The sequence below is a fragment of the Arsukibacterium sp. UBA3155 genome, assembly GCA_002364615.1.
Taxonomy (GTDB): Bacteria; Pseudomonadota; Gammaproteobacteria; order Enterobacterales; family Alteromonadaceae; genus Alishewanella.
This window is the reverse complement of record DEYP01000011.1, coordinates 59,785-82,372: the sequence shown is the minus strand read 5'-3', so window position 1 is coordinate 82,372 and position 22,588 is coordinate 59,785. Positions and strand designations below refer to the sequence as shown.

Here is a 22,588-nt window from a genome sequence, read left to right as displayed (position 1 = left end):
GGCGCTAGTTTAGTACCTTTTTTAAATAAAGCAAGCCTCAATCAGCAGCCTTTACTATTTAAGCTGTTATATAAGCAACAAATTTAGATCATCTGTTGGGTGTGCGGGGGACTGGCTCAGGTGAAGCGATGTCAGGACTGGTTGCTTCATTAACCGGCTCCGGCTGGGGTGGTTCAAACCGCCTGATCTGAACAATTATGCCAAGATAGGGGTGATCAAGATAATGCAGCTCGCCGCTTATTACCCGCCGGCTTTGCGTAACATTAATACTTTGCATAGCGCCTTCAGGCAAAGGGCGGCGCAGGTTAAACTCAGTATTAATAAACAGATAGTGATCTAAATGCAGTTTAAATAAACCATCAAGTTGCCAGACGTGATCCGGCAGATTAGACAGACTGTCGCTAATCTTTGGCAGCTGTTGGTCGGGGCTGGCCATGTCCTCCAGTTTGCCGGCAGCCTGAAGCTGGCCCAGCACGGTATCGATGGCATTGAACAAATTATCCTGTGGCTCGCTGTTAACTGGTATCCCCGGTAGAGCAGCGTCGTACTCTGTCACGCTCTGTTGCCGGATCTGGCCCCAGTAATCGATCTTTTCTGAGTAATTTGTACCGGCAAACCAGCGGCTTGGCACGGCTAATTTCTCAGTAACCGGTGCCTGGCGCCACACCGTATGTAATAACAGACTCTGATTTGACTGACGGTTTATTTTGCTGGCAAGCTCTGTTAATGCAAAAGCGTTTTTAGGTGCCAGATAAGGCACGGGTTGATGTTGTTCAGACTCGCCAGCCAATACAACCGGCAGACTATCTGGCATAGGCAGCGCTGTATTTACTAATTTTTCCGGAAAAAGCGTTGTACGCTGCCAGGCTGCTGGCTCAGTCTCACTGATACAAAATAGAGCAGCATAAGGCGGCTGCCATTGTTGCCAGTTACGCAACGTGGCGGGTAAAAAACCACGCCCGGCGTCAGCGTTCGCATCGCAGTGTGATAGTGCCAGCAGCAAAGACCTGATTTCAGGCTGATATTTGGCTGACACCAGGTCAACACTTGTGCCCAGGCGAATGGGTTTAACCTCGCGGTCAAATTGCTCTTTCAGCTCAGTGCTCTGGCCAGGGCTGAACACAATAAGCTCAATTTCAAACCAGCGCTCTGCCGGGAGGCCTGACGCGCTGGCATCGTGACTGATAAAAAGCAGCACGCCACCGATAAGGGCAGTAGCAGCAACAGCGATAGTTTTTACAACAGATACTTTCATGCTTTCTCCAGCTGATGCTGACTGAAATCAGCCAGCATATTGGCTACCAGGTTTAACCGGTCTTTGGCATCAGGGCTGGCGATAGTAAACCGTAGTTTCTGACCGCTTTCCAGTTTAAATATCCGGCTTTGTTGCTGGATAAGCCCAATAATATAGGCAGGGGCAACCCGAGTTTTTTCTGCAAACTCAATTAATCCGCCTTTGGCATTAGCTTCAATTCGTTTAATGCCAAGCTGCTGGGCTTGCTGCTTAAATTCAGTAAGCTTAACCAGATTTTTTGCCGCATCAGGTAGCAGGCCGAACCGGTCAATCAACTCCACTTGCACATCATCCAACTCGCTGTCATCTTTGGCACTGGCCAGCTTTTTATAGAAAGATAGCCGTAAGTTTACATCAGGGATATAGCTGTCGGGTAGCAGCGCTGGCAGTTTTAAATCAATTTCGCTTTGCTGGCTTAGCATCATATCCAGGCTGGGCTGACGGCCTTCTTTCAGTGCGGTAACGGCTTCATCCAGCATGTCCATGTACAGGGTGAAACCGATAGTTTCAATCTGGCCGCTTTGCTCATCGCCTAACAGTTCACCGGCTCCGCGGATTTCTAAATCATGCGTTGCCAGCGCAAAACCGGCACCTAAGTCTTCCAGTGACGAAATGGCTTCCAACCGTTTTTCAGCATCTTTGCTAAGCCGTTTGGGTGGCGGTGTCAGCAAATAAGCGTAAGCCTGATGATGAGAACGGCCAACCCGACCCCGCAGCTGATGCAGCTGTGCGAGACCAAAGTTATCAGCCCGGTTAATGATAATGGTGTTGGCGGTGGGTACATCAATACCCGTTTCGATAATGGTAGAGCACAATAGCAGGTTAAAACGCTGATGATAGAAATCTGCCATGATCCGTTCTAAGTCACGCTCACGCAGCTGACCATGGGCAATAGCAATATTGGCTTCTGGTACCAGCTCGGTCAGATCACTCGCCATTTTTTCAATGGTCGCCACGTCGTTATGTAAAAAATAGACCTGGCCACCGCGCAGGATTTCCCGCATGACGGCTTCACGCAATAAGCCGGCCTCAAATTCCCTGACAAAGGTTTTCACTGCCAGCCTGCGAGCCGGCGGCGTAGCGATAATGGAGAGATCCCGCATGCCGGACATAGACATATTTAAAGTACGCGGAATCGGCGTGGCGGTCATGGTTAAAATATCAATATTGGCCCGCAGTGCTTTAATTTTTTCTTTCTGGCGCACCCCGAAGCGGTGTTCCTCGTCAACAATCAGCAGACCCAAATCGTGCAGTTTAATATCGTCCTGCAATAATTTATGGGTACCAATTAAAATATCGACTTTGCCGTTGGCAACATCTTCTAATACCGCTTTTTGCTGCTTCTGGCTGACAAAGCGGGATAACACTTCAACCCGTACCGGCCAGTTAGCGAAACGGTCTTTAAAGTTCTCAAAGTGTTGTTGTGCCAACAGGGTGGTGGGCACCAGAATCGCCACTTGTTTGCCATCATTAACCGCAATAAAGGCTGCACGCATTGCCACTTCGGTTTTACCAAAGCCAACATCACCGCAGACCAGCCGATCCATGGGTTGCGGGGTTTGCATATCATTTAAAACAGCAGTAATAGCGTCTTGTTGATCGGCAGTTTCCTCAAACGGGAAGCTATCGGCAAACGCCGCATATTGCTCCAGATCGACTTTAAAGGCATAACCCTGGTGGGCGGCACGCTGGGCATAGACATCCAGTAGCTCTGCGGCAACATCACGAATTTTTTCAGCGGCTTTACGCCGGGCTTTTTCCCAGGTGTCGTTGCCCAATTTATGTAACGGTGCATGTTCCTGATCGCTACCGGAATAGCGGCTTAGCAGGTGTAACGAAGAAACCGGCACGTATAACTTACTGCTACCGGCATATTCAATGGTAACAAATTCTGCGCTGATCCCTGCCGCATCCAGCACCTGTAGCCCCTGGTAGCGGCCAACGCCATGCTGTAAATGAACCACGGGCTGACCTTCGGTCAGCTCGGCCAGATTGCGGATAATCGTATCGGAGGAAACCTGCTGACTTTTTTTTCGGCGCCGGCGCTGGCTTATTTTCTGACCAAACAGCTCGTTTTCACTGATAAGGGCCAGTGGCGGGCTGCTGGTAATAAAGGCACCTTGCTCCAGGGCGCCTACCAGTATGACTAAATCAGCGTCGCTGTTGGCAAAATCAGCCAGCCGGGTAATTTCAGGTGCCCGGATCCCGGCTTTGTTAAACAGCTGATGCAGGCTTTCCCGCCGGCCTTCACTTTCCACAAAGAAAATTGCCCGGCCATTTTGCTGCTTTAAGCTTACTAAAAACTGGCTAAGCAAGCTAAGTGGCTGCTTTAACTGATGCTGGATATTCAGATCTGGTAACTCGGTAACCGGTGCATTTTCCTGGCCAGCTTTGGCTGGTAAGGTGGCACGGCTTAGTTTTAACCGGCTGAAATTATTAAGTTCACTGAACAGCTCATCGGTTTGCAGGTAGAGTTCCTGCGGTGGCAAAATCGGCCGCATGGTGTCGATAGCGCGATCATGATAGCGGCGCTTTAGCTCAAGCCAGAACTGATTGGCATTGTGTTCAATGTCACCATAACTTAAGGCAATACAGCCTGGCGGTAAAAAACTGAACAAGCTGGCTGTGTGCTCAGCAAACAAGGGCAAGTAGTATTCAATACCCGCCGGGAAAATGCCTTGTGTGACTTGCTGATATAATGACTCTTTTTCATTACGGGCCGCAAAACGCTCACGATAGCGCAGCCGGAACCGCTCGATCGCGGCTTTATCAGTCGGAAACTCATGGGCAGGCAATAACTCAATGGCCTTGACCTGGCTTAAACTGCGCTGATTATCGGGATCAAAAGTACGAATGCCATCCACTTCATTATCAAAAAAGTCGATGCGAAAAGGCGAGCTGCAACCCATTGGAAATAGATCGAGTAACGAGCCACGGGCTGAAAACTCGCCATGCTCCATTACCTGGTCCACTGCCCGGTAACCGACCGCAGTCAGTTGCAACTTCAGCTCGGTTAAATCAACCTGCTGGCCCTGCTCAATCAGAAAACTGGACTGTTCCAGATAATTACGCTGGCTGATTTTAAGCAGCAAGGTACTGACCGGCACAATAACCAGTCCCTGCGTTAGCCTTGGCAACTGATAAAGCGTCTTCAGACGTTGGGAAATAATATCCTGATGCGGCGAAAATACGTCATAAGGCAGCGTTTCCCAATCGGGCAGGGTGAGCACGGGGCAGCTGCTGTCATTAAAAAAAACTGCCAGTTCCTGTTCCAGCCTGAGCGCACTGGGGGTGTCGGGCACGATCAGTAAATATACCCCGGGTTCGGCCTGTACCAGTTGCGCAATAGCATAAGGTAAGGCGGCGCCATGCAGCTGGCCCCAGCTAATCTGATCCTGCTGACGTTTAATCCGTGGTAAAAACTTAATAAAACTCATTAAAACCTGAAGCCCTATACAAATAATGTCACTGTTATTAATGCTGGCAGCAGCGCCAACTTTTACTGCAGATGGTTAATCTGGTAACTGGCGCTGCGCGGCTTTTTGTTTTAACTGGCGCGATTGCTGATGCAAACTGGCCCGAACAATAAGTTCGCGATCTTGATCTCTAATCCGCCTGAACACAACTTTTATTTGCCAGCCATCGCTTGTCTGCTCAGAACTGATTACCTGGCCCAGGCAATATACCGCCCCTTCGTTTTCAGCCAGAAAAACTTTTAATTCAACCAGTGCCAGCAGCGCAACCGGTTGGCTGCTTTGCAAGCATAATCCTGCACCACCATAACTTAACGTATACTGACGATGCTCTGAGCTGTCTTGCTGTCGAAGTACGTAATGCAGCAACAAGTCGATCTTGCGTGCTTGCTGCTGCAGATAATTAGCTAACTCATCAGCCAGTTCGCCAATCCGGTTAAGTGAGCGCAAGGCCGACATGTTTAAGCCACCCATTTCACCAGCCAGTAAAAACGGTTCCGGAATACTGGCTAAAAATTCCTGCTCAGAAGGCAAACTGCCGTTAATCTCTTTGCAATTGACAGTAATGTCGTGCTCGACATTAAAGTAGTCGTTATACGCGTCGGTTAACGACTGTAATATTGGGTCCATAGCAGGCCTCGAGTAAGGTTGCTTGTCATTATGGCTAATAATCACTATTATCAGCAGCGATTTTTGCAGCTAATTTACCATCTAACCGAGGCGAAGTCCTGAATATTAACATGCAATTACCTGTCAGCATTTTGCTTGGTTTACGTTATAGCCAAAGCCGCAAGGGCAATGCCTTTATCTCATTTATTACTTTTTTTTCAGTAGCAGGTATTTTGCTGGGTGTAATGGCCTTAACACTGGTTAGCTCGGTAATGAATGGCTTTGAAGCTGAACTTAAAAAACGCATCCTGGGAGTAATTCCCCACGTTGTGGTGCAGCCCTTAACTGCTGACAATGCCTGGCAAGCGGCGTTAACCGAGCACGATGGTGTGCAGGATATCAGCCCATTTTTACAAACCGAAGCCCTGGTTCAGGCACCCAGGCAACTGAATGCGGTGATGTTGCAGGGCATTAATCCGCAGCAGTTACCGCAATTTCTAGAGCAGGCGCTGGTGGTCGGTAGCTGGCAAAACTTCGCCGATACCCGTTATGGTGTAGTGTTAGGTCGAGGCCTGGCAGAGCAGTTGGAGGTTAGCCGTGGCCAGCAATTACGTTTTATGCTGGCGCAGGGGGGCAGTTATACTCCGGTAGGCTGGCTACCCCGACAGCGGCTGTTTGAAGTTGTGGGCATTGTCGACACCGGCTCTGAAGTTGATGGTTTACTTGCGGTCACCCGGCTGGATGATCTGGCCCGGTTGCTGCCTGTTTCCAGTCGCGAACCCGCGTGGCGCTTAAGCCTGGCAGAACCGTTCAGTGCCCCATTGCTGGCAGAGCGCTTAAGCAAAAATGCCCAATTACGCAGTGTCACAGACTGGCGCCAGAGTCAGGGTAAATTGTTTGCTGCGGTGGCGATGGAAAAGGCCATGATGTGGTTGATGTTACTCCTGATTGTCGCCGTGGCCGCCTTTAACATTGTCTCGGCGTTGGTGATGATGGTGACGGAAAAACAAGCGGAAGTGGCAATTTTAAAGACACTGGGCATGACGGATAGTCAATTGTTTATGGTGTTTGCGTTTCAGGGCGTCGTCAACGGCATGGTTGGCGCGCTGCTCGGGGTGTTCGGCGGGGTAGTATTAAGCTTGCAGCTTAACGAAGTACTGAATGTATTCGGCTTGCAGCTGGCCAGCGGCATTGCCTTACCCATCGACATTAACCCATTACAAATTATCACTATCTTCGCCTGTGCAGTAGGGTTAACCCTGCTGGCAGTGCTGTATCCAGCCTGGCGGGCTGTTAAAGTTAATCCGGCGGAAATTTTGCGCGATGAATAAAGTATTAGAAGCTCACCAGATCAGTAAAAGCTACCGCGATGGCAGCGCGGTTACTCAGGTATTAGATAACGTGAGCCTGAGTGTCGCCGCCGGGGAAATGGTGGCAATAGTCGGAAGTTCCGGTTCGGGTAAAAGTACCTTGCTGCATATTTTAGGTGCGCTGGATCTGGCTGACAGCGGCTCGGTCGACATTGCCGGCGAATCTCTTGCAGGGTTAAGTTCAGCTAAAAAGGCCAGGTTACGTAATCAGCAGCTGGGTTTTATTTACCAGTTTCATCATTTGTTAATGGATTTTACTGCGCTGGAAAATGTGGCAATGCCGCTGTTAATCCGGGGCGACAATAAGCAGAATGCTCTGGAAAAAGCAGCGGCGCTGCTTACCCGGGTAGGCCTGAGCCACCGGGGCCATCACAAGCCCTCAGAACTGAGTGGCGGCGAGCGGCAACGGGTAGCCATTGCCAGAGCCCTGGTTACCCAACCTGCTCTGGTGCTCGCTGATGAGCCGACCGGTAATCTGGATCAGCATACTGCCGAGTCTATCTACCAGTTATTGCGCGAGTTAAATACCAGTATGGCGACCAGTTTTGTAGTTGTAACCCACGATACAGAACTGGCAGGAAGGCTGGATACCCAGTATCTGATGCGTGAAGGAAAGCTTGAGGTGATGCATGGCTAGTCTGGCCTGGCAACTGGCAAAGCGCTACCGATCCACCCGTCACACCAGTGGCTTTATCCGTTTTATCTCGGCGTCCTCTACCTCGGGTATTGCCCTTGGCGTCGCTATTCTTATTCTGGCGCTGTCGGTAATGAACGGCTTTGAGCAAGCGTTAAAAGATCGCTTGCTGGCAGTGATCCCCCATATTGAGCTTGAAGCGGTAGATTATTCGCTGACCGACTGGCCACGCCAGCTTGCAACCATGTCTGGGGTGGATGGTGTGAGTGCCGGCGCGCCTTTTATTAAAGCCAACGGCATGCTGCGCCATGGCAGTGCGGTAAAAGCGGCTCAGGTGCGGGGCGTAAGCCTGCAACACGAGCAGCAGATCAGTGCGGTTACTGAGTTTGTTACCCAAGGTAGTATGGCTATGCTGGATGACACGCAAATTATCCTGGGCCAGGGTATTGCTGATGCCTTAGACATTACGGTGGGGCAAAGTTTGCAACTGATGCTGCCCCGGTTTGCTGCCGATGGCAGTCTGGCCAGTCATCGCACCGTCAGTTTAACGGTCAGCGGCATTGTGGCGCTCGGTGGCCAGCTTGACTACAGCCAGGTATGGGTTGATATGCCGGCATTAGCACTCTGGTTAGGAATGTCAGAGGGTGAGGTACATGGGTTGGCGTTTAGGGTAGATGACGTATTCGCGGCGCCGCAGTTGGCGCGGGTGCTCGGCCGGCTATCTGACGAGTACGTCTACACGCTGGATTGGTATCGTAGTCAGGGGCATGTTTACAACGATATTCAGATGGTAAGGGCTATTTTGTATCTGGTACTAACCCTGGTTATTACTGTGGCCTGTTTTAATATTGTGGCAACCCTGGTTATGGCGGTACGTGAGAAAGAAGCGGACATTGCGATCTTGCTGACCATGGGGATGGCGCCCGGCCAGCTGATTAAAACCTTTGTATTGCTTGGTTGGCTAAACGGACTTATTGGTTCGCTGCTGGGGGTAGCGTTTGGTGTGCTGCTCGCCAGTACAATTGAATCAGTTTTTGCCACCATAACCCGGGTGGTGGGCAGCACCTTACTGGATCCAAGCATTTATTTTATCGACTTTGTGCCTTCAGTGCTGCGCTGGCAGGATGTGCTACTGACCCTGAGCATAGCGTTGTTACTCAGTTTGCTGGCGACGCTATACCCCGCCTGGCGCGCCAGTAAAGTTGAACCTGCGACCATTCTTGGCCAGCACTAAGCCCGGTTAACGCTTACGGTTTTTCAGCAATTTAGCAAGCTGGGCTTTCTTAACAGACAATCGCCATAGCCAGTCAATCATAAAATAACCGCTGATACTGGCGGTTATCGCCATTAATACCGATCCCAGTAAAAACGGCTTACCAATAGTATGTAAGCTATGACTAAGCCATTCCAGACTCGCCTCAAATGCAAATGGCTCCAGCGGTTGCGCCAGCACCACAGCGCCAATCAGATAACTTAAATAAAACATAATCGGCATGGTAAGCGGGTTTGATGTCCATACTAATGCCATCGTTAACGGCATATTTACTCGCAATGGAATTGCCGTAGCGGCGGCTGCCAGCATCTGAAATGGCATGGGGATCCAAGCCCAAAACAGCCCCACAGCAAAAGCACCGCGCGCCGAGCGTCGGTTTAAATGCCAAAGGTTACCATCGTGTAGCAAACTTCCAAATAAATTTATAAGTTTTTGTTGCTTGATTTTTTCAGCTGATGGTAGATATTTCTTAAATAGTTTTTTGGGCATTCCAACCTGTATAGAAAGAGGCCATGTTAGGATTTTGCATCGGAGTTATTACAGCCAGCCTATTGTCATTATTTTTGCCGATAGTGCCACCTTTTTTCAGTATTTTTTTTGGAATACTGCTTTTGCTGGTTTTTGTCTGGCGCCGGCCACTGTTAATAACGTTTATGTTAGGCGCTGGCTGCTTTTTGGCCAGCCTGAGCTGGCAGTATCAGCAGCATCAGATGGCCCGCGATGCCGTGCTAAGTACCACAGACGATGCGGTGTTAGTGATTATCGATACGCCACCTAAAGTATATCCAGACTACACCCAGCTTAGCGCAACTGTGCTAAGTGGGCCAGCATCGGGATTTAAACTATCATTACGCTGGCAACAGCCACCAACGCTCAGCGTTGGCCAGCAATGGCGCTTGAGGCTGCAACTTAAACCGGTCCAGGGCTATGCTAACCCGGGTGGCTTTAACACCGAAACCTATGCGCTGGTAGAAAGCGTGGTCGCAAGCGGCCACGTTGTCGCTGGCCGGCACATTCTGCTTAAGCAACAATACTCTTTACGCCAGCGTATTGTTGCCCGGGTAGAGCAGGCTATTGCGCCGTATCGTACCGCACCCTTACTCAGAGCACTGGCAGTGGGTGAGCGTGATTTTCCACCCTGGCTATGGCAGGGCGCTCAGCAGGCAGGCTTAGGCCACTTACTGGCTATTTCTGGTTTACATATCGGGCTGGTATTTGGCTGGATGCTGTGGCTTGGCAGCTGGAGCAAAGGCTTGCTTGCGGTGACGCGACAGCAGCAACTGGCCTTAATACTGGCGTTGGCCGTAGCGCTACTTTATGCCTGGCTTGCCAGTTTTGCTATTCCCACCTTGCGGGCGAGCATTGGTCTTGCCATTCTGGTTATGTGCCGAAGTCAGTTGCTAAAAGTATCCTTAAGTCGCTTCTGGTTGCTCTTAGTCGCCTTATTACTGCTGATCTGGCCGTTCTGGGGGCTTAGTGTCAGTTTCTGGCTGTCGGTGCTGGCGGTCGCTATCATATTTCTTGTGATGTGGCGTTATCCGCTAACCCACTATCACTGGCGGTGCCGGTTGCGCTGGTTTCTGACCTTCCACCTGATATTAACCCTGGCAATGACCCTGCTTGGCGTCATCCTGTTTGGAGGCTTCAGCCCTTTAATGCTGCTCTCCAATCTGCTATTTGTGCCCTGGTGCAGCCTGGTTGCAATTCCATTATTGCTGCTCAGTTTAGTGCTCACTGCTGTGGGTATCAATGCCAGTGGCTTATGGCTGCTAGCCGACAGTGCTTTATTGCCGTTATTGTGGTGGTTAGAGTACAGCGCTCAGTTGCCCGTATGGTGGTCGGTGACAGAGGTTTCGGGCACGGCTGTGGCACTCTCGGCGATAATTTTGCTTATTTCGCTGATTTTTGCCAGAAAAGCCGCCGTGCTGCTATTGCCCCTTAGCCTGTTGTTGCTTACCGGCAGCACGCTGCAGTCGCCGCCCTGGCAATTACATTTACTCGATAGCGGTCAGCGACAATCAGTATTGCTGCAAAAGGGGCGTCAAGCTTTGTTGTATGACATGGCACCCGCGCTGGCCACTCAGGACATTGCTGCCAGTCAGTTAGCACCTGTGTTGCGGCAGCTTGGGGTGCAACAGCTCGATTATGTCCTTTTTCGACAGCTGCGCACCGAACGTAGCCGGTTCTGGGCGTTGCAGCACAACTACCAGGTAGACCAGCATAACCTCACTGGTTTGAGTCAGCAGCCTGGCGCAGGTTCCTGTGCTGAATTACCTGCTACATATCAGGATATCCGGCTTGAAATACTGAGCGCCGAAGCAGGCGACAGCTGTATTGTTCGTATCACGATAGGTGCGTGGCGGATACTTATTCCCGGTAAACTAGACCAGATTACAGAGCAGGCGTTGGTTGATAACAATGAGAATTTGGCTGCTGATATCATTATTCTTGCCAATAATGGTAGTGGTGCAGTTAACAGCCTGGCAATGTTGCAACAGGTGCGCCCGGCCGTTGCGTTGAATGCCGCTGCCTTTATGAATGGTTATCAGCATCCTGCTGCAGCGGTGCAACAGCGACTGGCGTTACTGCAAGTCCCTTTGCTTAATACCGCAGAGTATGGTGCCATTACCGTTGAATTTAGCGACCAAAAACTGCGATTAACCAGCTGGCGGCAGCAAAGATTACCTTTTTGGCTGGAAAAGCCAGCCGCAATTGCTGAAACCTTGGCAACAACGCGCTAGAATAAGCAAAATTTAAATGGCAGGATTATCCATTGTCAGTGTCTGAAATAAAACAAGCTGGAACCGCCCGGCGGTTACTGCGATATGTGATTCCTTATAAGTTCGGCTTCCTGGCAGCTGCGATCGGTATGCTCGGTTATGCTCTGATTGATGTCTATTTTATCTCAAAGCTGCCACAGTTTATTGATAAAGGCATTAACGACAAAAATACCGATTACCTGCGCTATGCACCGGTATTTATTGTATTAATATTTATTGTACGCGGTGCATTCAATTTTGTTGCCAGTTACTGCCTGAACTGGGTTGGCACTCATGTTGTTAAAACGCTGCGCCAGCAATTGTTTGAACATTACATGCGTTTGCCGGTTAGCTTTCATGATCAACATTCCACCGGCGAGCTTATTTCGAAAGTGACTTACAACACCGAACAAATTAAGCAAACCACCTCACGCTCGTTATCAGTAGTGTTGCGCGAAGGGGTTTTTGTCATTGGTTTGCTGGTGATGATGTTTATGATGAGCTGGCAATTGTCAGCCATCTTTTTACTGATCGCACCAATCATTGCCATTGTAGTCAGTTTTGTATCCAAACGTTTCCGGCTGCTCAGCCGCAATATTCAAAATGCCATGGGCAATGTCACTACTTGCTCAGAGCAAATGCTGAATGGCCATAAAGTGATATTATCTTTTGGTGGTCAGCAGGTAGAGAAGCATCGTTTTTTCAAAATTAATAATTTGACTCGCCAGCAAGACGTCAAATTAGAAGCCACCCGGGCGATCAGTGTCTCGACCATTCAGGTAATTGCTTCTTTTGCCCTGGCGTTTGTGGTGTATATGGCCAGTTTTCCTGAAATGCTGGAAAGCCTGTCCGCCGGTACCTTTACCACCATAGTCGCTTCGATGATGATAATGCTGCGGCCCTTAAAGCAATTAACTACGGTAAACAGTGAATTCCAGCGCGGTCTGGCCGCGGCGAAAAGTGTATTTGAAGTATTGGATCAGCCGGTAGAGCAAGACACCGGTACAATGCAACTAAACGATGTTAAAGGCGATATAACATTTGAGCAGGTAAACTTCACGTACCCCGGCCATGACAAGCAGGTGTTATTCGATATTAGTTTTAGCGCCAAAGCAGGGCAGACTATCGCACTGGTGGGACGTTCAGGCAGCGGTAAAACCACTATTTCCAGCCTATTGCCCCGGTTTTATGAGCTGAGCAGTGGTGCAATTAGCATTGATGGTCAGAATATCCGGCAATGCACCCTCCCTTCGCTTCGCAGCAAAATGGCGATAGTGTCGCAACATGTCACCCTATTTAATGACACTATTGCCAACAATATTTGCTACGGCCTCAGTGAACCGGTAGCGCGGGCAACGTTACTTGATGTTGCTGAAAAAGCACATGTCCTGGAGTTTGCCAAGCAATTACCTGATGGCCTGGATACGGTTATAGGTGAAAACGGCGTGAGTTTATCGGGTGGTCAGCGCCAGCGAATTGCTATTGCCCGGGCGTTATTGCGCCAAGCGCCGATCCTGGTGCTGGATGAGGCTACCTCGGCGCTGGATACAGAATCCGAGCGGAAAATTCAGGCTGCACTGGATGAATTACTGATAGGGCGTACTAATATCGTGATTGCGCATCGCCTGTCGACTATTGAAAAAGCGGATAAAATTATTGTAATGGAGCAGGGCCGGATTATTGAGCAAGGCTCTCATTCTGAGCTACTTCAGGCCAATGGAACCTATGCGCAGTTATATAAGTTACAGTTTGGCGCAGAGCAATGAATCTGCTGGAACAAAGCTGGTATCAGAAAGGCCATTGGTTATCGCTGTTACTGTTGCCCCTGGCTGCCCTTTATTGGCTGCTTAGCAGCGCCAGACGCGGCTTATTCCGGCTCGGTATGAAATCTCAGCATCAACTGGCCGTACCGGTGGTTATCGTCGGCAATATCAGTGTTGGTGGTACCGGCAAAACACCTTTTACGCTATGGCTGTGTCAGCAGTTACTGGCCAAAGGCATTAAGCCTGGCATTATCAGCCGGGGTTATGGCGCGAATGTCAGCAAGCCATTAACCGTCACGGTAACAAGTACCGCCAGTGAGGTGGGTGATGAGCCTTTGTTGCTGGCAAGACGTAGCCATTGTCCGGTGGTGGTATGTCCTGACCGGGTAGCGGCTGGCAGGGCGCTGTTAGCCCGGCACCCTGTTGATATAATAATTTGTGATGATGGTTTACAGCATTACCGACTGGCACGCCAGTTTGAAATAGTACTGATAGACGGACGACGCGGTTTTGGTAATGGCTTATTGTTGCCTGCCGGGCCACTGCGTGAACCGCGCTCGAGGTTAAGCAGCGTTGACCTGATTATTGCTAATTCAGGTAACATTGCAGAGGCGAATTACCAGATGCAGCTTAGCAGTGGCAATGCGAAAAGCCTGTTGGCTGACACAGTGCTATCACCCTGTGAGGTGACGTTGGTGGCGGGGATTGGTAACCCACAACGGTTTCTGATCACCGCTCAGCAAGCGGGCTTTACCATTGTCGACCAGCGATTTTTTGCCGATCATCATCAGTTTTGCGCAGCAGATTTCAGCGGTATTACCGGCCCGGTGCTGATGACCGAGAAAGATGCGGTCAAATGTCAGCGCTTTGCACGGGACAACTGGTATTCTTTGCCGGTAGACGCCAGTTTTTGTGGCGATCAAAACAATGAAATTATTAATCACATTACACGATTACTGGAAAAATAATGGCCATTAATGTTGCTCTGACCGAAATACTTGCCTGCCCGTTATGCAAAGGGAAATTAAAATACGATAAAACAGGCCAACGCTTAATTTGTCTGGCTGATGCGCTGGCGTATCCGGTACGAAACAATATTCCGGTGCTGATTGCTGACGAAGCAGGGCAGCTTGACAGCGATGAGGTTAAACAATGGCGTTCGTAGTGGTTATCCCGGCGCGCTACGCCAGCAGTCGTTTACCCGGTAAACCACTGGCCGATATTGCGGGTAAGCCAATGATCGAATGGGTGTATCAGCAGGCGCTGCAAAGCGGTGCCAGCCGGGTTGTGGTCGCTACGGATGACCGGCGGGTAGCGGATGTTGTCGATGCCTTTAGCGGGGAAGTTTGTATGACCCGGGCCGACCACCATTCGGGTACCGAGCGGCTGGCGGAGGTGATCAGTAAACTGCAACTGCCAGCAGATACCATTGTCGTCAATGTACAGGGCGATGAACCCTTTATCCCGCCACTGATTATCCGTCAGGTTGCTGAGAATCTGGCCGGCCAGCAAAAGGCACGGATGGCAACTTTAGCGGTGCCGCTAAGCCATAGCGCAGAAATTCGTAACCCGAATATTGTAAAGGTGGTCAGTGATAAACAAGGCTATGCCCTGTATTTTAGCCGCAGCCCCATTCCCTATGACCGTGATGGCATTATCGCTGACGATTTAGCTCGCCATTACCGCCGGCATATTGGTATTTACGCCTATCGCGCCAGTTTTATTCAACGTTATGTTGACTGGCCGGCGTCTGCCCTGGAGCAGATTGAAAGCCTGGAGCAGTTGCGGGTGTTATGGCACGGTGAGGCCATTCATGTTGACACCGCGCTGGAAACCCCGGCGGTAGGGGTTGATACGCCATCCGATCTGGAACATGCGCGCCAGTATGCGCTTAGTTTGCGCAAGTGAGCTGGCAGCAATGAGCTATTGTCGATGAGTTATTGTCAATGAATTGGCCGTTTGAGCTGGTGGCGCAAACTGCAGAGTTTGTGGTCCTGAACAAAGCGCCCGGGGTGAGTTTTCACTCTGAGCAGGGCCCAGGTCTGGTGGTACAGGCCGAGCAAGCGCTTGGTGTTAAGCTGTACCCGGTTCATCGTTTGGATAAAGTCACTTCTGGGCTAATTTTATTGGCCCGAAGCAGTGAAACCGCAGCCGAACTGACTTCACAGTTTACCAGGCATCAGGTACAAAAGTACTACCTGGCAATAAGCCTGGCTAAACCGGCCAAAAAACAGGGCTGGGTTAAAGGAGATATGGTTCCTGCACGCCGGGGAGCCTGGAAACTACTGAACACCCAGCACAATCCGGCGGTAAGTTACTTTATCAGCCAGGGGTTTGCCGGGCTGCCGTGGCGGGCATTTCTGATTAAACCATTTAGTGGTAAGACCCACCAAATTCGGGTAGCGTTAAAAAGCGTCAGTGCGGCCATTGCCGGCGATACCCTGTACCAGGGCGCGGCTGCGGATCGGGTTTATCTGCACGCTTACGCACTGATGTTCAGTTTAGCAGGCACCTGCTATCAGTATGTTCAGGCCCCGACCACGGGCCAGTTTTTTTTGCAGGGCAACGAGCAGCGCTTATGGCAAGACTGGGCTGAGCCTTGGCAGCTAAACTGGCCGGATTATAAACAACCGCAACGGATCACCAACCAAGATGTCTGATTATTTACTTCGTTTTGCCGGTATCGGCCGGCTGTATGGTGCCGACGCGCTGCAGGCGTTTTCTAAGGCCCATGTTTGTGTTATCGGTATAGGAGGAGTTGGTAGCTGGGCAGCGGAAGCGCTGGCGCGTTCGGGGATTAGTGAAATTACCCTGATCGATCTGGATGATGTGTGTATCAGCAATATTAATCGCCAGCTTCATGCCATATCGGACACCATCGGTCAGGATAAAGTCGCTGTGATGGCGCAGCGTATTAAAGCGATTAATCCTGAGTGTATTGTTCATCAGATTGAAGACTTTATCAGCGTTGATAACCTGCAGCAGCTGATTACGTCAGAACTGGATTATGTCATTGACGCGATTGATTCTATTAAAGCAAAAGTCGCCTTACTGGCGCATTGTAAACGTAACAAAATTAAGGTGATCAGCACAGGTGGTGCCGGAGGGCAGACGGATCCGACCCAAATTCAGATAAGCGACTTAACCCAGACCATTAATGACCCGCTGCTGGCAAAAGTGCGCAACACCTTGCGCCGTGACTACAATTACAGTCGCAATCCGCAACGCCGTTTTGGCATAGACTGTGTGTATTCAACAGAACAGTTAAAATATCCGCAGCCAGATGGTACTGTCTGTCAGCAAAAGGCGTCTCAGCTAGCGCCAGACGGTGGCACCAGCAGTATGCGTTTAGATTGCAGTGCAGGTTTTGGTGCGACCACCGTAGTGACCGCCAGTTTTGGTTTAGCAGCAGTGTCGAGGGTATTACTGAAAATAGCAGCTAAAGCCAATGACGCGGCCAAAAGTTAATGACAGCAATCTTTAATTCGTACCATCATGGCATTGAGACCACTGCCACGCGACTGACTGAGATAGGGCTTTAAATTTAGTTTGTCAAAAGCATGGGCCAGATCAAATTTTTTCAGCTCGGTGTTACTCATGCCATTGACCAGACATAACATTATTGCCATCAGTCCTTTGACAATCCGCGCTTCACTATCTAATACAAAAAAGTGCTGATCCTGATGTTTATTATAATAATGCATTAACCAGGCACGACTTTCACAGCCCTTGACTAGCAACGAGGGTTGTTTCATTTTTTCCGGAATTGGAGGAAGTTTACGGCCCAGATGCATCAGAATCCGATATTTGCTTTGCCAGTCTTTGGCCTGGCTCAGCTCAGGCAAGTCTTCGTTATAGATATGACTCAGCGCAGGTTTAGTGTCTGTCAGTAATTGGTCTAAGGTCATGCCGTTAATATCTCCACGGCCTGCGTTAATGCTTGCAGGCTGGTTGTCACATCTGCTTCGTTATTATAGGGCGCAAATGAAAATCTGACCGCACCAGCTAATCCCAGTTGGCTGAAAAAAGGCATGGCACAGTGCTGGCCGCCTCTGACCGCTACCTTTTGCTGGTTCAGTAACTCTGCTACATCGGCAGGATGTTCACCTTGTACATTTAGCGCTACGATCCCTGCATTATGCACAGGCGATGATAAAATATCCAGCCCGTCAATCCTCTTAAGGCCTTCAAAAAACTGGTTTAATAACATTGCCTTATAATTTTTAATTTCATTTCGGTTAACTTTTTGTAACCAGTTGGTGGCGGCTGCCAGGCCGATAGCCCCCGCGATATCTGGGGTGCCGGCTTCCAGCCGGAATGGCAGAATGTTGAATAAGCTGTGACTAAATTGAACTTCACTAATCATTTCACCACCGCCAAAAATTGGCGTAAGTAGTTCCAGAGCTGCTGTTTTTCCATACAACACCCCTATGCCTGTGGGACCGAACAGCTTATGCCCGGACCAGACATAAAAATCAGCATCCAGTGCCTGCATATCAATACTGTCGTGCACGATACCCTGAGCGCCATCAACTACCGTAAGAGCCCCAGCAGCTTTTGCCTGGTTGATCATTTGCACTACCGGCTGAATATGACCCAGCACATTGGAAATATGGCTTAAACTCACCACTTTCGGTTTACGCTGCAACATTTCGCTAAACGCCTGTTGATCGACCTGATGCTGGTTATCGAGGGGAACCACATCCAGTGTCACCCCGAAGCGGGCACAGTGCATCTGCCAGGGAACGATATTGGCATGGTGCTCAAGTGCCGTGATCAGCACGCGGTCTCCTGCTTTAAGCACGGTATGCATCAGGCCAAAAGCAATCTGGTTTAACGCTGCGGTAGCGCCACTGCAAAAGACAATTTGTTGTCTCTCGCGGGCATTCACAAACGTAGCAATGTCATCACGTGCTTGCTCAAATGCCCGGGTCGCGTTCTGGCTTAAGCTATGGGCTCCGCGGTGCACGTTACTGTTATTGCGCTGATAGAACGCGGTTATCGCGTCGATTACAGCATTTGGTTTATGCATGGTGGCCGCGTTATCCAGATATACCCAATCAGGGTTGTGCTGAAAAAACTCAAACTGGCCGCGAAAGTTTACAGGATCAAAAGGGAGCATAGTGTCTCGGTTAGCCTGGACGATAGCAAGATTGTCGATGGTTAAGCACTGGATAGCAAGCTGTCCTGCGCTGTTATTGCGGATAAAAAAAGCGGCGATAATCGCCGCTTTTTTATTGCTAAGCGTTATTTAAAGGCTTAACGCTTATCCAGCTTTTTAAAATCACGGCTGGCATAACCGGTGTAAAGCTGGCGTGGACGACCGATTTTATGGCCTTTTTCACCCAGCATCTCATCCCAGTGAGAAATCCAGCCTACGGTTCGTGACATCGCAAAAATCACCGTAAACATACTGGTAGGAATACCAATAGCTTTTAAAATAATACCGCTATAGAAGTCGACATTAGGGTACAGTTTTTTCTCGATAAAGTAAGAATCTTCCAGAGCAATACGTTCAAGTTCCATGGCAACATCTAATAATGGATCTTTAATATTAAGCTCTTTCAATACTTCATGACAGGTATCGCGCATAACTCTTGCCCGTGGGTCAAAGTTCTTGTAAACCCGGTGGCCAAAGCCCATCAGGCGGAAGCTGTCGTTTTTATCTTTCGCCCGGGCAACAAATTCCGGAATGCGATCTACTGAGCCGATTTGCTGTAACATCTTCAGGCAGGCTTCGTTAGCGCCGCCATGCGCTGGGCCCCACAGCGATGCAACACCAGCAGCAATACAGGCATAAGGATTGGCACCTGAAGAACCCGCCAACCTTACTGTTGATGTTGAAGCGTTTTGTTCATGGTCCGCATGCAGCATAAAAATCCGGTCCATGGCTTTAGCCAGGATAGGGCTAACCTTATACTCTTCGGCAGGCACAGAAAACATCATGTGCAGGAAGTTTTCAGAGTAGCTAAGGTCGTTGCGCGGATGCACAAACGGCTGGCCAACGGTATATTTGTAAGCCATTGCTGAGATAGTCGGTAACTTGGCAATTAAGCGGTGCGCACTGCGTTTGCGCTGCTCTGGGTCATTGATATCTAAATCTGAATGATAGAAAGACGACAGCGCGCCGACGACGCCACACAGCATGGCCATAGGATGCGCATCTACCCGGAAACCTTGAAAAAATGACGCAATTTTCTCATGTACCATGGTATGGCGGGTAATAGTGGTGACGAAATCTGTATATTGTTCTTTTTTCGGCAATTCGCCTTCAAGTAACAAATAACATAATTCAAGATAGTCTGAATGTTCAGCAAGTTGCTCTATAGGGTAACCACGGTGCAGTAATACGCCGTTATCGCCGTCAATATAGGTGATTTTAGATTCGCAGGAGCCTGTTGCCATAAAGCCCGGATCAAATGTGAAATAACCTTGCTGCCCGAGCGTACGAACGTCAATTACGTCAGTACCAGCCGTGCCAGAATAAATCGGTAATTCAAATGACTTACCATCAATCTGCACGACGGCCTTTTTATCTGCCATTGGATTTCTCCTAATTGTTGTAGTTTCGGATTCTAAGGGTATTGCCGCTATTCTACTCGCAAACTGCCCCTATAAGTCAATTTTAATGCGTATTTGCTTAATAAGTATTCGACTCTAGTAGTATTGTAACCACCCCCCAAGTGTGTAATGTTTCGTATGCGGAATTTTCCGACTAAAATCAAACAAAAATTGTAATGAGCGGCTATGAAATATATACTATTGCCGGCGTAAAAACAGTTCACCAGTCAGATAGTTTTTGTTGAACCAGCTTGAACAAAAATAAGTATATCGGTAAGGGCGGGTGGCTGTTTCTACAGCACCTAAAACAACAACTAAGGCTCTGTACGAGCATCGATAGGCAAGAAACTGTGAAAAAGCAAAGACCAGTAAATCTAGATTTATCAACGATCTCTCTACCTGCTGCAGCCAAAGCGTCGATTTTGCATCGTGTTACCGGTGTAGCAATGTTCTTCGCACTTGTGTTCGTTATCTGGGCATGGGCTTATTCATTGCAAAGCCAGGCCGGCTTTGATTATGTGCAGTCTCTGATGACCTCGCATCTGGCGAAGTTTATCGCCCTGGGTACTATTTCAGTGCTTATTTACCACCTGTTGGCAGGGTTAAGACACCTGGTCATGGATATGGGGCATTGGGAAGAGCTTAAATCAGGCACCTTAAGCGCTAATGTCGTTATGGGTTTATGGATTGTGTTGTCAGTTCTGGCAGGAGTATGGTTATGGTTCTGAATCAGGCAAGCTTAAAACGTAATGGTATTCAGGATTACGTGTCATTACGTGCTACCGCCGTCGTGCTGGCGTTGTATACCTTTTTTATTCTTGGTTTCTTCTTAGTGACTCCACAAATTACTTTTGAAGTGTGGCAGGGCTTATTTGCCAATATGGCGATGAAAGTCTTTACCTTGCTGGCGCTGATCTCGATTGCCGTGCATACCCGTATAGGCTTGTGGCAGGTACTGACTGATTATGTAAAATCAGCCCGGTTACGTGCAATTTTGCAATTCTTCCTTTACGCACTGGCCTTTGGTTATGTCGCGGTCGGCTTATTTGTGTTGTGGGGTGCTTAAGTGAATATTCCAGTAAGAGAGTTTGATGCCATAGTAATTGGTGCCGGTGGTGCAGGTATGCGCGCGGCGCTGCAGATCACCCAGTCAGGGTTAACCTGCGCATTATTATCAAAGGTTTTTCCAACCCGTTCGCATACGGTATCTGCCCAGGGCGGTATTACCGTAGCGCTTGGTAATTCCCATGAAGATAACTGGGAATGGCATATGTTTGACACCGTTAAAGGTTCTGATTATATCGGCGACCAGGACGCAATCGAATACATGTGTAAAACGGGCCCGGAAGCGATTACCGAGCTTGAAAATATGGGCTTGCCCTTCTCACGCTTTGAGAATGGCCGGGTATATCAGCGTCCTTTCGGTGGTCAGTCTAAAAACTTCGGCGGCGAGCAAGCTGCCCGTACGGCAGCAGCCGCAGACCGTACAGGCCATGCCTTGTTGCATTTGCTGTATCAGCAAAACGTAAAAAACAAAACTCAGGTGTTTTCTGAATGGTATGCACTTGATTTAGTAAAAAATCAGGACGGTGCCATTGTCGGCTGTACCGCCATCGATATCGAGAGCGGCGAAGTCGTTTACTTTAAAGCCAAGGCCACAGTTTTAGCAACCGGTGGTGCAGGGCGCATCTATGCCTCTACCACCAATGCGCATATTAATACCGGTGACGGTGTGGGTATGGCGCTGCGGGCCGGTGTTCCATTACAGGATATGGAAATGTGGCAGTTCCACCCGACGGGTATTGCCGGCGCAGGCACCTTGGTTACTGAAGGCTGTCGTGGTGAAGGTGGTTACCTGCTGAATAAAGACGGTGAGCGCTTTATGGAACGTTATGCGCCAAATGCCAAAGATTTGGCCGGTCGCGATGTCGTTGCCCGCTCAATGATGACTGAAATTCGGGAAGGTCGTGGCTGCGACGGTCCATGGGGTGTTCACCTTAAATTAAAATTGGACCACCTGGGTGAAGAAGTACTGGAAAGTCGCTTACCTGGTATCTGCGAATTATCACGTACTTTTGCGCACGTTGATCCGGTAAAAGAACCGATTCCGGTTATTCCTACCTGCCACTACATGATGGGCGGTATCCCGACTAATGTGAATGGCCAGGTCATCAGCCCTAAAGCCGATGGTTCTGAATCCGTAGTAGCAGGCTTATTTGCCTGTGGTGAAATTGCGTGTGTGTCAGTGCATGGTGCCAACCGTTTAGGTGGTAACTCGTTGCTGGACTTAGTGGTGTTTGGCCGTGCAACCGGTTTACACCTTGGCGAAGCACTTGCGGCGACCGCAGAAGCGCGCTCAGCATCACAGTCTGACTTAGATGCCGCGTTAAGCCGGACCCAGCGCTGGGAAAGCAGTAAAGCGGGTCAGGGTGAAGACCCGGTGCAAATTAAGAAAGATTTGCAAAAATGCATGCAGCTTAACTTCTCTGTGTTTCGTGAAGGTGAAGCAATGGCAGAGGGTCTTGCAGAGCTGAAAGAGATCCGTGAACGCTTACAATTTGCCCGTCTGGATGATAAAAGCTCTGACTTTAACACCATGCGTATTGAGTGCTTAGAGCTGGACAACCTGATGGAAACGGCATATTCAACTGCCGTTGCGGCCAACTTCCGCACCGAAAGCCGCGGCGCGCATGCCCGCTTCGACTTCCCGGATCGCGACGATGAAAACTGGTTGTGTCACAGTGTTTATACCCCTGACACTGAGTCGATGTTCAAGCGCAAGGTTAATCTGGAACCTAAGTTCCGGGAATCCTTTCCGCCAAAAGCACGTACGTATTAAGAGGCGCAGTAAA

General features: G+C 49.5%; 20 protein-coding genes. 13 read left to right on the top strand and 7 right to left on the bottom strand.

Translation table 11 applies throughout. The features are described from left to right. Positions 1-88: 88 nt before the first annotated feature. The 3 genes from B2X65_RS03475 to B2X65_RS03465 form a co-directional block, all read right to left on the bottom strand. Positions 89-1,255 (bottom strand): CsiV family protein, encoded by a 1,167-nt coding sequence (locus B2X65_RS03475; protein ID WP_290610692.1) that lies wholly within the window; start codon positions 1,253-1,255, stop codon positions 89-91. Further along, positions 1,252-4,731, bottom strand: a complete 3,480-nt coding sequence (gene mfd, locus B2X65_RS03470; protein ID WP_290610691.1) for a transcription-repair coupling factor — start codon at positions 4,729-4,731, stop codon at positions 1,252-1,254. The genes B2X65_RS03475 and mfd overlap by 4 nt, the downstream gene beginning before the upstream one ends. Before the next feature lie 75 nt (positions 4,732-4,806). After that, positions 4,807-5,397 carry a PilZ domain-containing protein gene (locus B2X65_RS03465; RefSeq protein WP_290610689.1) on the bottom strand — a complete coding sequence of 197 codons (591 nt, stop codon included), beginning with the start codon at positions 5,395-5,397 and terminating at the stop codon, positions 4,807-4,809. A 110-nt stretch (positions 5,398-5,507) separates the two neighbouring features. On the opposite strand from B2X65_RS03465, the gene B2X65_RS03460 reads away from it, so the two are divergent. The 3 genes from B2X65_RS03460 to B2X65_RS03450 are packed head-to-tail and all read left to right on the top strand — an operon-like array spanning position 5,508 to position 8,614. Continuing rightward, positions 5,508-6,707: a lipoprotein-releasing ABC transporter permease subunit gene (locus B2X65_RS03460; RefSeq protein WP_290610688.1), complete on the top strand. Its 1,200-nt coding sequence runs from the start codon at positions 5,508-5,510 to the stop codon at positions 6,705-6,707. Beyond that, the gene (lolD, locus tag B2X65_RS03455) at positions 6,700-7,383 is read left to right on the top strand and encodes a lipoprotein-releasing ABC transporter ATP-binding protein LolD (protein ID WP_290610687.1); all 684 of its coding nucleotides are present in this window, start codon (positions 6,700-6,702) and stop codon (positions 7,381-7,383) included. The genes B2X65_RS03460 and lolD overlap by 8 nt, the downstream gene beginning before the upstream one ends. Beyond that, the gene (locus B2X65_RS03450) at positions 7,376-8,614 is read left to right on the top strand and encodes a lipoprotein-releasing ABC transporter permease subunit (RefSeq protein WP_290610686.1); all 1,239 of its coding nucleotides are present in this window, start codon (positions 7,376-7,378) and stop codon (positions 8,612-8,614) included. The genes lolD and B2X65_RS03450 overlap by 8 nt, the downstream gene beginning before the upstream one ends. Positions 8,615-8,620: 6 nt before the next feature. Here the strand turns inward: B2X65_RS03450 and B2X65_RS03445 are convergent, their stop codons facing one another. Continuing rightward, positions 8,621-9,142, bottom strand: a complete 522-nt coding sequence (locus B2X65_RS03445) for a DUF2062 domain-containing protein (protein WP_290610685.1) — start codon at positions 9,140-9,142, stop codon at positions 8,621-8,623. Positions 9,143-9,165: 23 nt separating this feature from the next. On the opposite strand from B2X65_RS03445, the gene B2X65_RS03440 reads away from it, so the two are divergent. From B2X65_RS03440 to tcdA, 7 genes are read left to right on the top strand one after another with little or no spacing between them, the layout of a single operon-like run. Further along, complete coding sequence (locus tag B2X65_RS03440) at positions 9,166-11,394, top strand: DNA internalization-related competence protein ComEC/Rec2 (protein ID WP_290610684.1); 2,229 nt, start codon at positions 9,166-9,168, stop codon at positions 11,392-11,394. A gap of 38 nt (positions 11,395-11,432) precedes the next feature. Next, the gene (msbA, locus tag B2X65_RS03435; RefSeq protein ID WP_290610755.1) at positions 11,433-13,178 is read left to right on the top strand and encodes a lipid A export permease/ATP-binding protein MsbA; all 1,746 of its coding nucleotides are present in this window, start codon (positions 11,433-11,435) and stop codon (positions 13,176-13,178) included. After that, entirely contained in the window at positions 13,175-14,143 is a 969-nt protein-coding gene (gene lpxK / locus B2X65_RS03430) for a tetraacyldisaccharide 4'-kinase (RefSeq protein ID WP_290610683.1), read from the top strand. Before msbA ends, lpxK begins: the two co-directional genes overlap by 4 nt. Positions 14,144-14,148: 5 nt before the next feature. After that, positions 14,149-14,340: a Trm112 family protein gene (locus B2X65_RS03425; protein ID WP_290610753.1), complete on the top strand. Its 192-nt coding sequence runs from the start codon at positions 14,149-14,151 to the stop codon at positions 14,338-14,340. Further along, positions 14,328-15,083 carry a 3-deoxy-manno-octulosonate cytidylyltransferase gene (gene kdsB, locus B2X65_RS03420; protein ID WP_290610682.1) on the top strand — a complete coding sequence of 252 codons (756 nt, stop codon included), beginning with the start codon at positions 14,328-14,330 and terminating at the stop codon, positions 15,081-15,083. Before B2X65_RS03425 ends, kdsB begins: the two co-directional genes overlap by 13 nt. Positions 15,084-15,121: 38 nt before the next feature. Then, entirely contained in the window at positions 15,122-15,835 is a 714-nt protein-coding gene (locus B2X65_RS03415; protein WP_290610681.1) for a pseudouridine synthase, read from the top strand. Continuing rightward, positions 15,828-16,643 carry a tRNA cyclic N6-threonylcarbamoyladenosine(37) synthase TcdA gene (tcdA, locus tag B2X65_RS03410; RefSeq protein WP_290610680.1) on the top strand — a complete coding sequence of 272 codons (816 nt, stop codon included), beginning with the start codon at positions 15,828-15,830 and terminating at the stop codon, positions 16,641-16,643. The genes B2X65_RS03415 and tcdA overlap by 8 nt, the downstream gene beginning before the upstream one ends. Here the strand turns inward: tcdA and B2X65_RS03405 are convergent. The 3 genes from B2X65_RS03405 to B2X65_RS03395 form a co-directional block, all read right to left on the bottom strand. After that, positions 16,640-17,083, bottom strand: coding sequence for a SufE family protein (locus B2X65_RS03405; RefSeq protein WP_290610679.1), 444 nt, complete (start codon positions 17,081-17,083; stop codon positions 16,640-16,642). The genes tcdA and B2X65_RS03405 overlap by 4 nt on opposite strands. Beyond that, complete coding sequence (locus B2X65_RS03400; protein ID WP_290610677.1) at positions 17,080-18,297, bottom strand: aminotransferase class V-fold PLP-dependent enzyme; 1,218 nt, start codon at positions 18,295-18,297, stop codon at positions 17,080-17,082. Before B2X65_RS03400 ends, B2X65_RS03405 begins: the two co-directional genes overlap by 4 nt. A gap of 137 nt (positions 18,298-18,434) precedes the next feature. Next, positions 18,435-19,718, bottom strand: coding sequence for a citrate synthase (locus B2X65_RS03395; protein WP_290610676.1), 1,284 nt, complete (start codon positions 19,716-19,718; stop codon positions 18,435-18,437). Positions 19,719-20,086: 368 nt separating this feature from the next. Between B2X65_RS03395 and sdhC the strand changes: the two genes are divergently transcribed. Genes sdhC through sdhA form a run of 3 tightly spaced genes read left to right on the top strand, consistent with a single transcriptional unit; the run spans position 20,087 to position 22,575 of the window. Next, positions 20,087-20,464 carry a succinate dehydrogenase, cytochrome b556 subunit gene (sdhC, locus tag B2X65_RS03390; RefSeq protein ID WP_290610675.1) on the top strand — a complete coding sequence of 126 codons (378 nt, stop codon included), beginning with the start codon at positions 20,087-20,089 and terminating at the stop codon, positions 20,462-20,464. Continuing rightward, positions 20,455-20,802 (top strand): succinate dehydrogenase, hydrophobic membrane anchor protein, encoded by a 348-nt coding sequence (gene sdhD, locus B2X65_RS03385; protein WP_290610674.1) that lies wholly within the window; start codon positions 20,455-20,457, stop codon positions 20,800-20,802. The genes sdhC and sdhD overlap by 10 nt, the downstream gene beginning before the upstream one ends. Continuing rightward, positions 20,803-22,575, top strand: coding sequence for a succinate dehydrogenase flavoprotein subunit (gene sdhA / locus B2X65_RS03380; protein ID WP_290610673.1), 1,773 nt, complete (start codon positions 20,803-20,805; stop codon positions 22,573-22,575). The last annotated feature ends 13 nt before the right edge of the window (positions 22,576-22,588 follow it).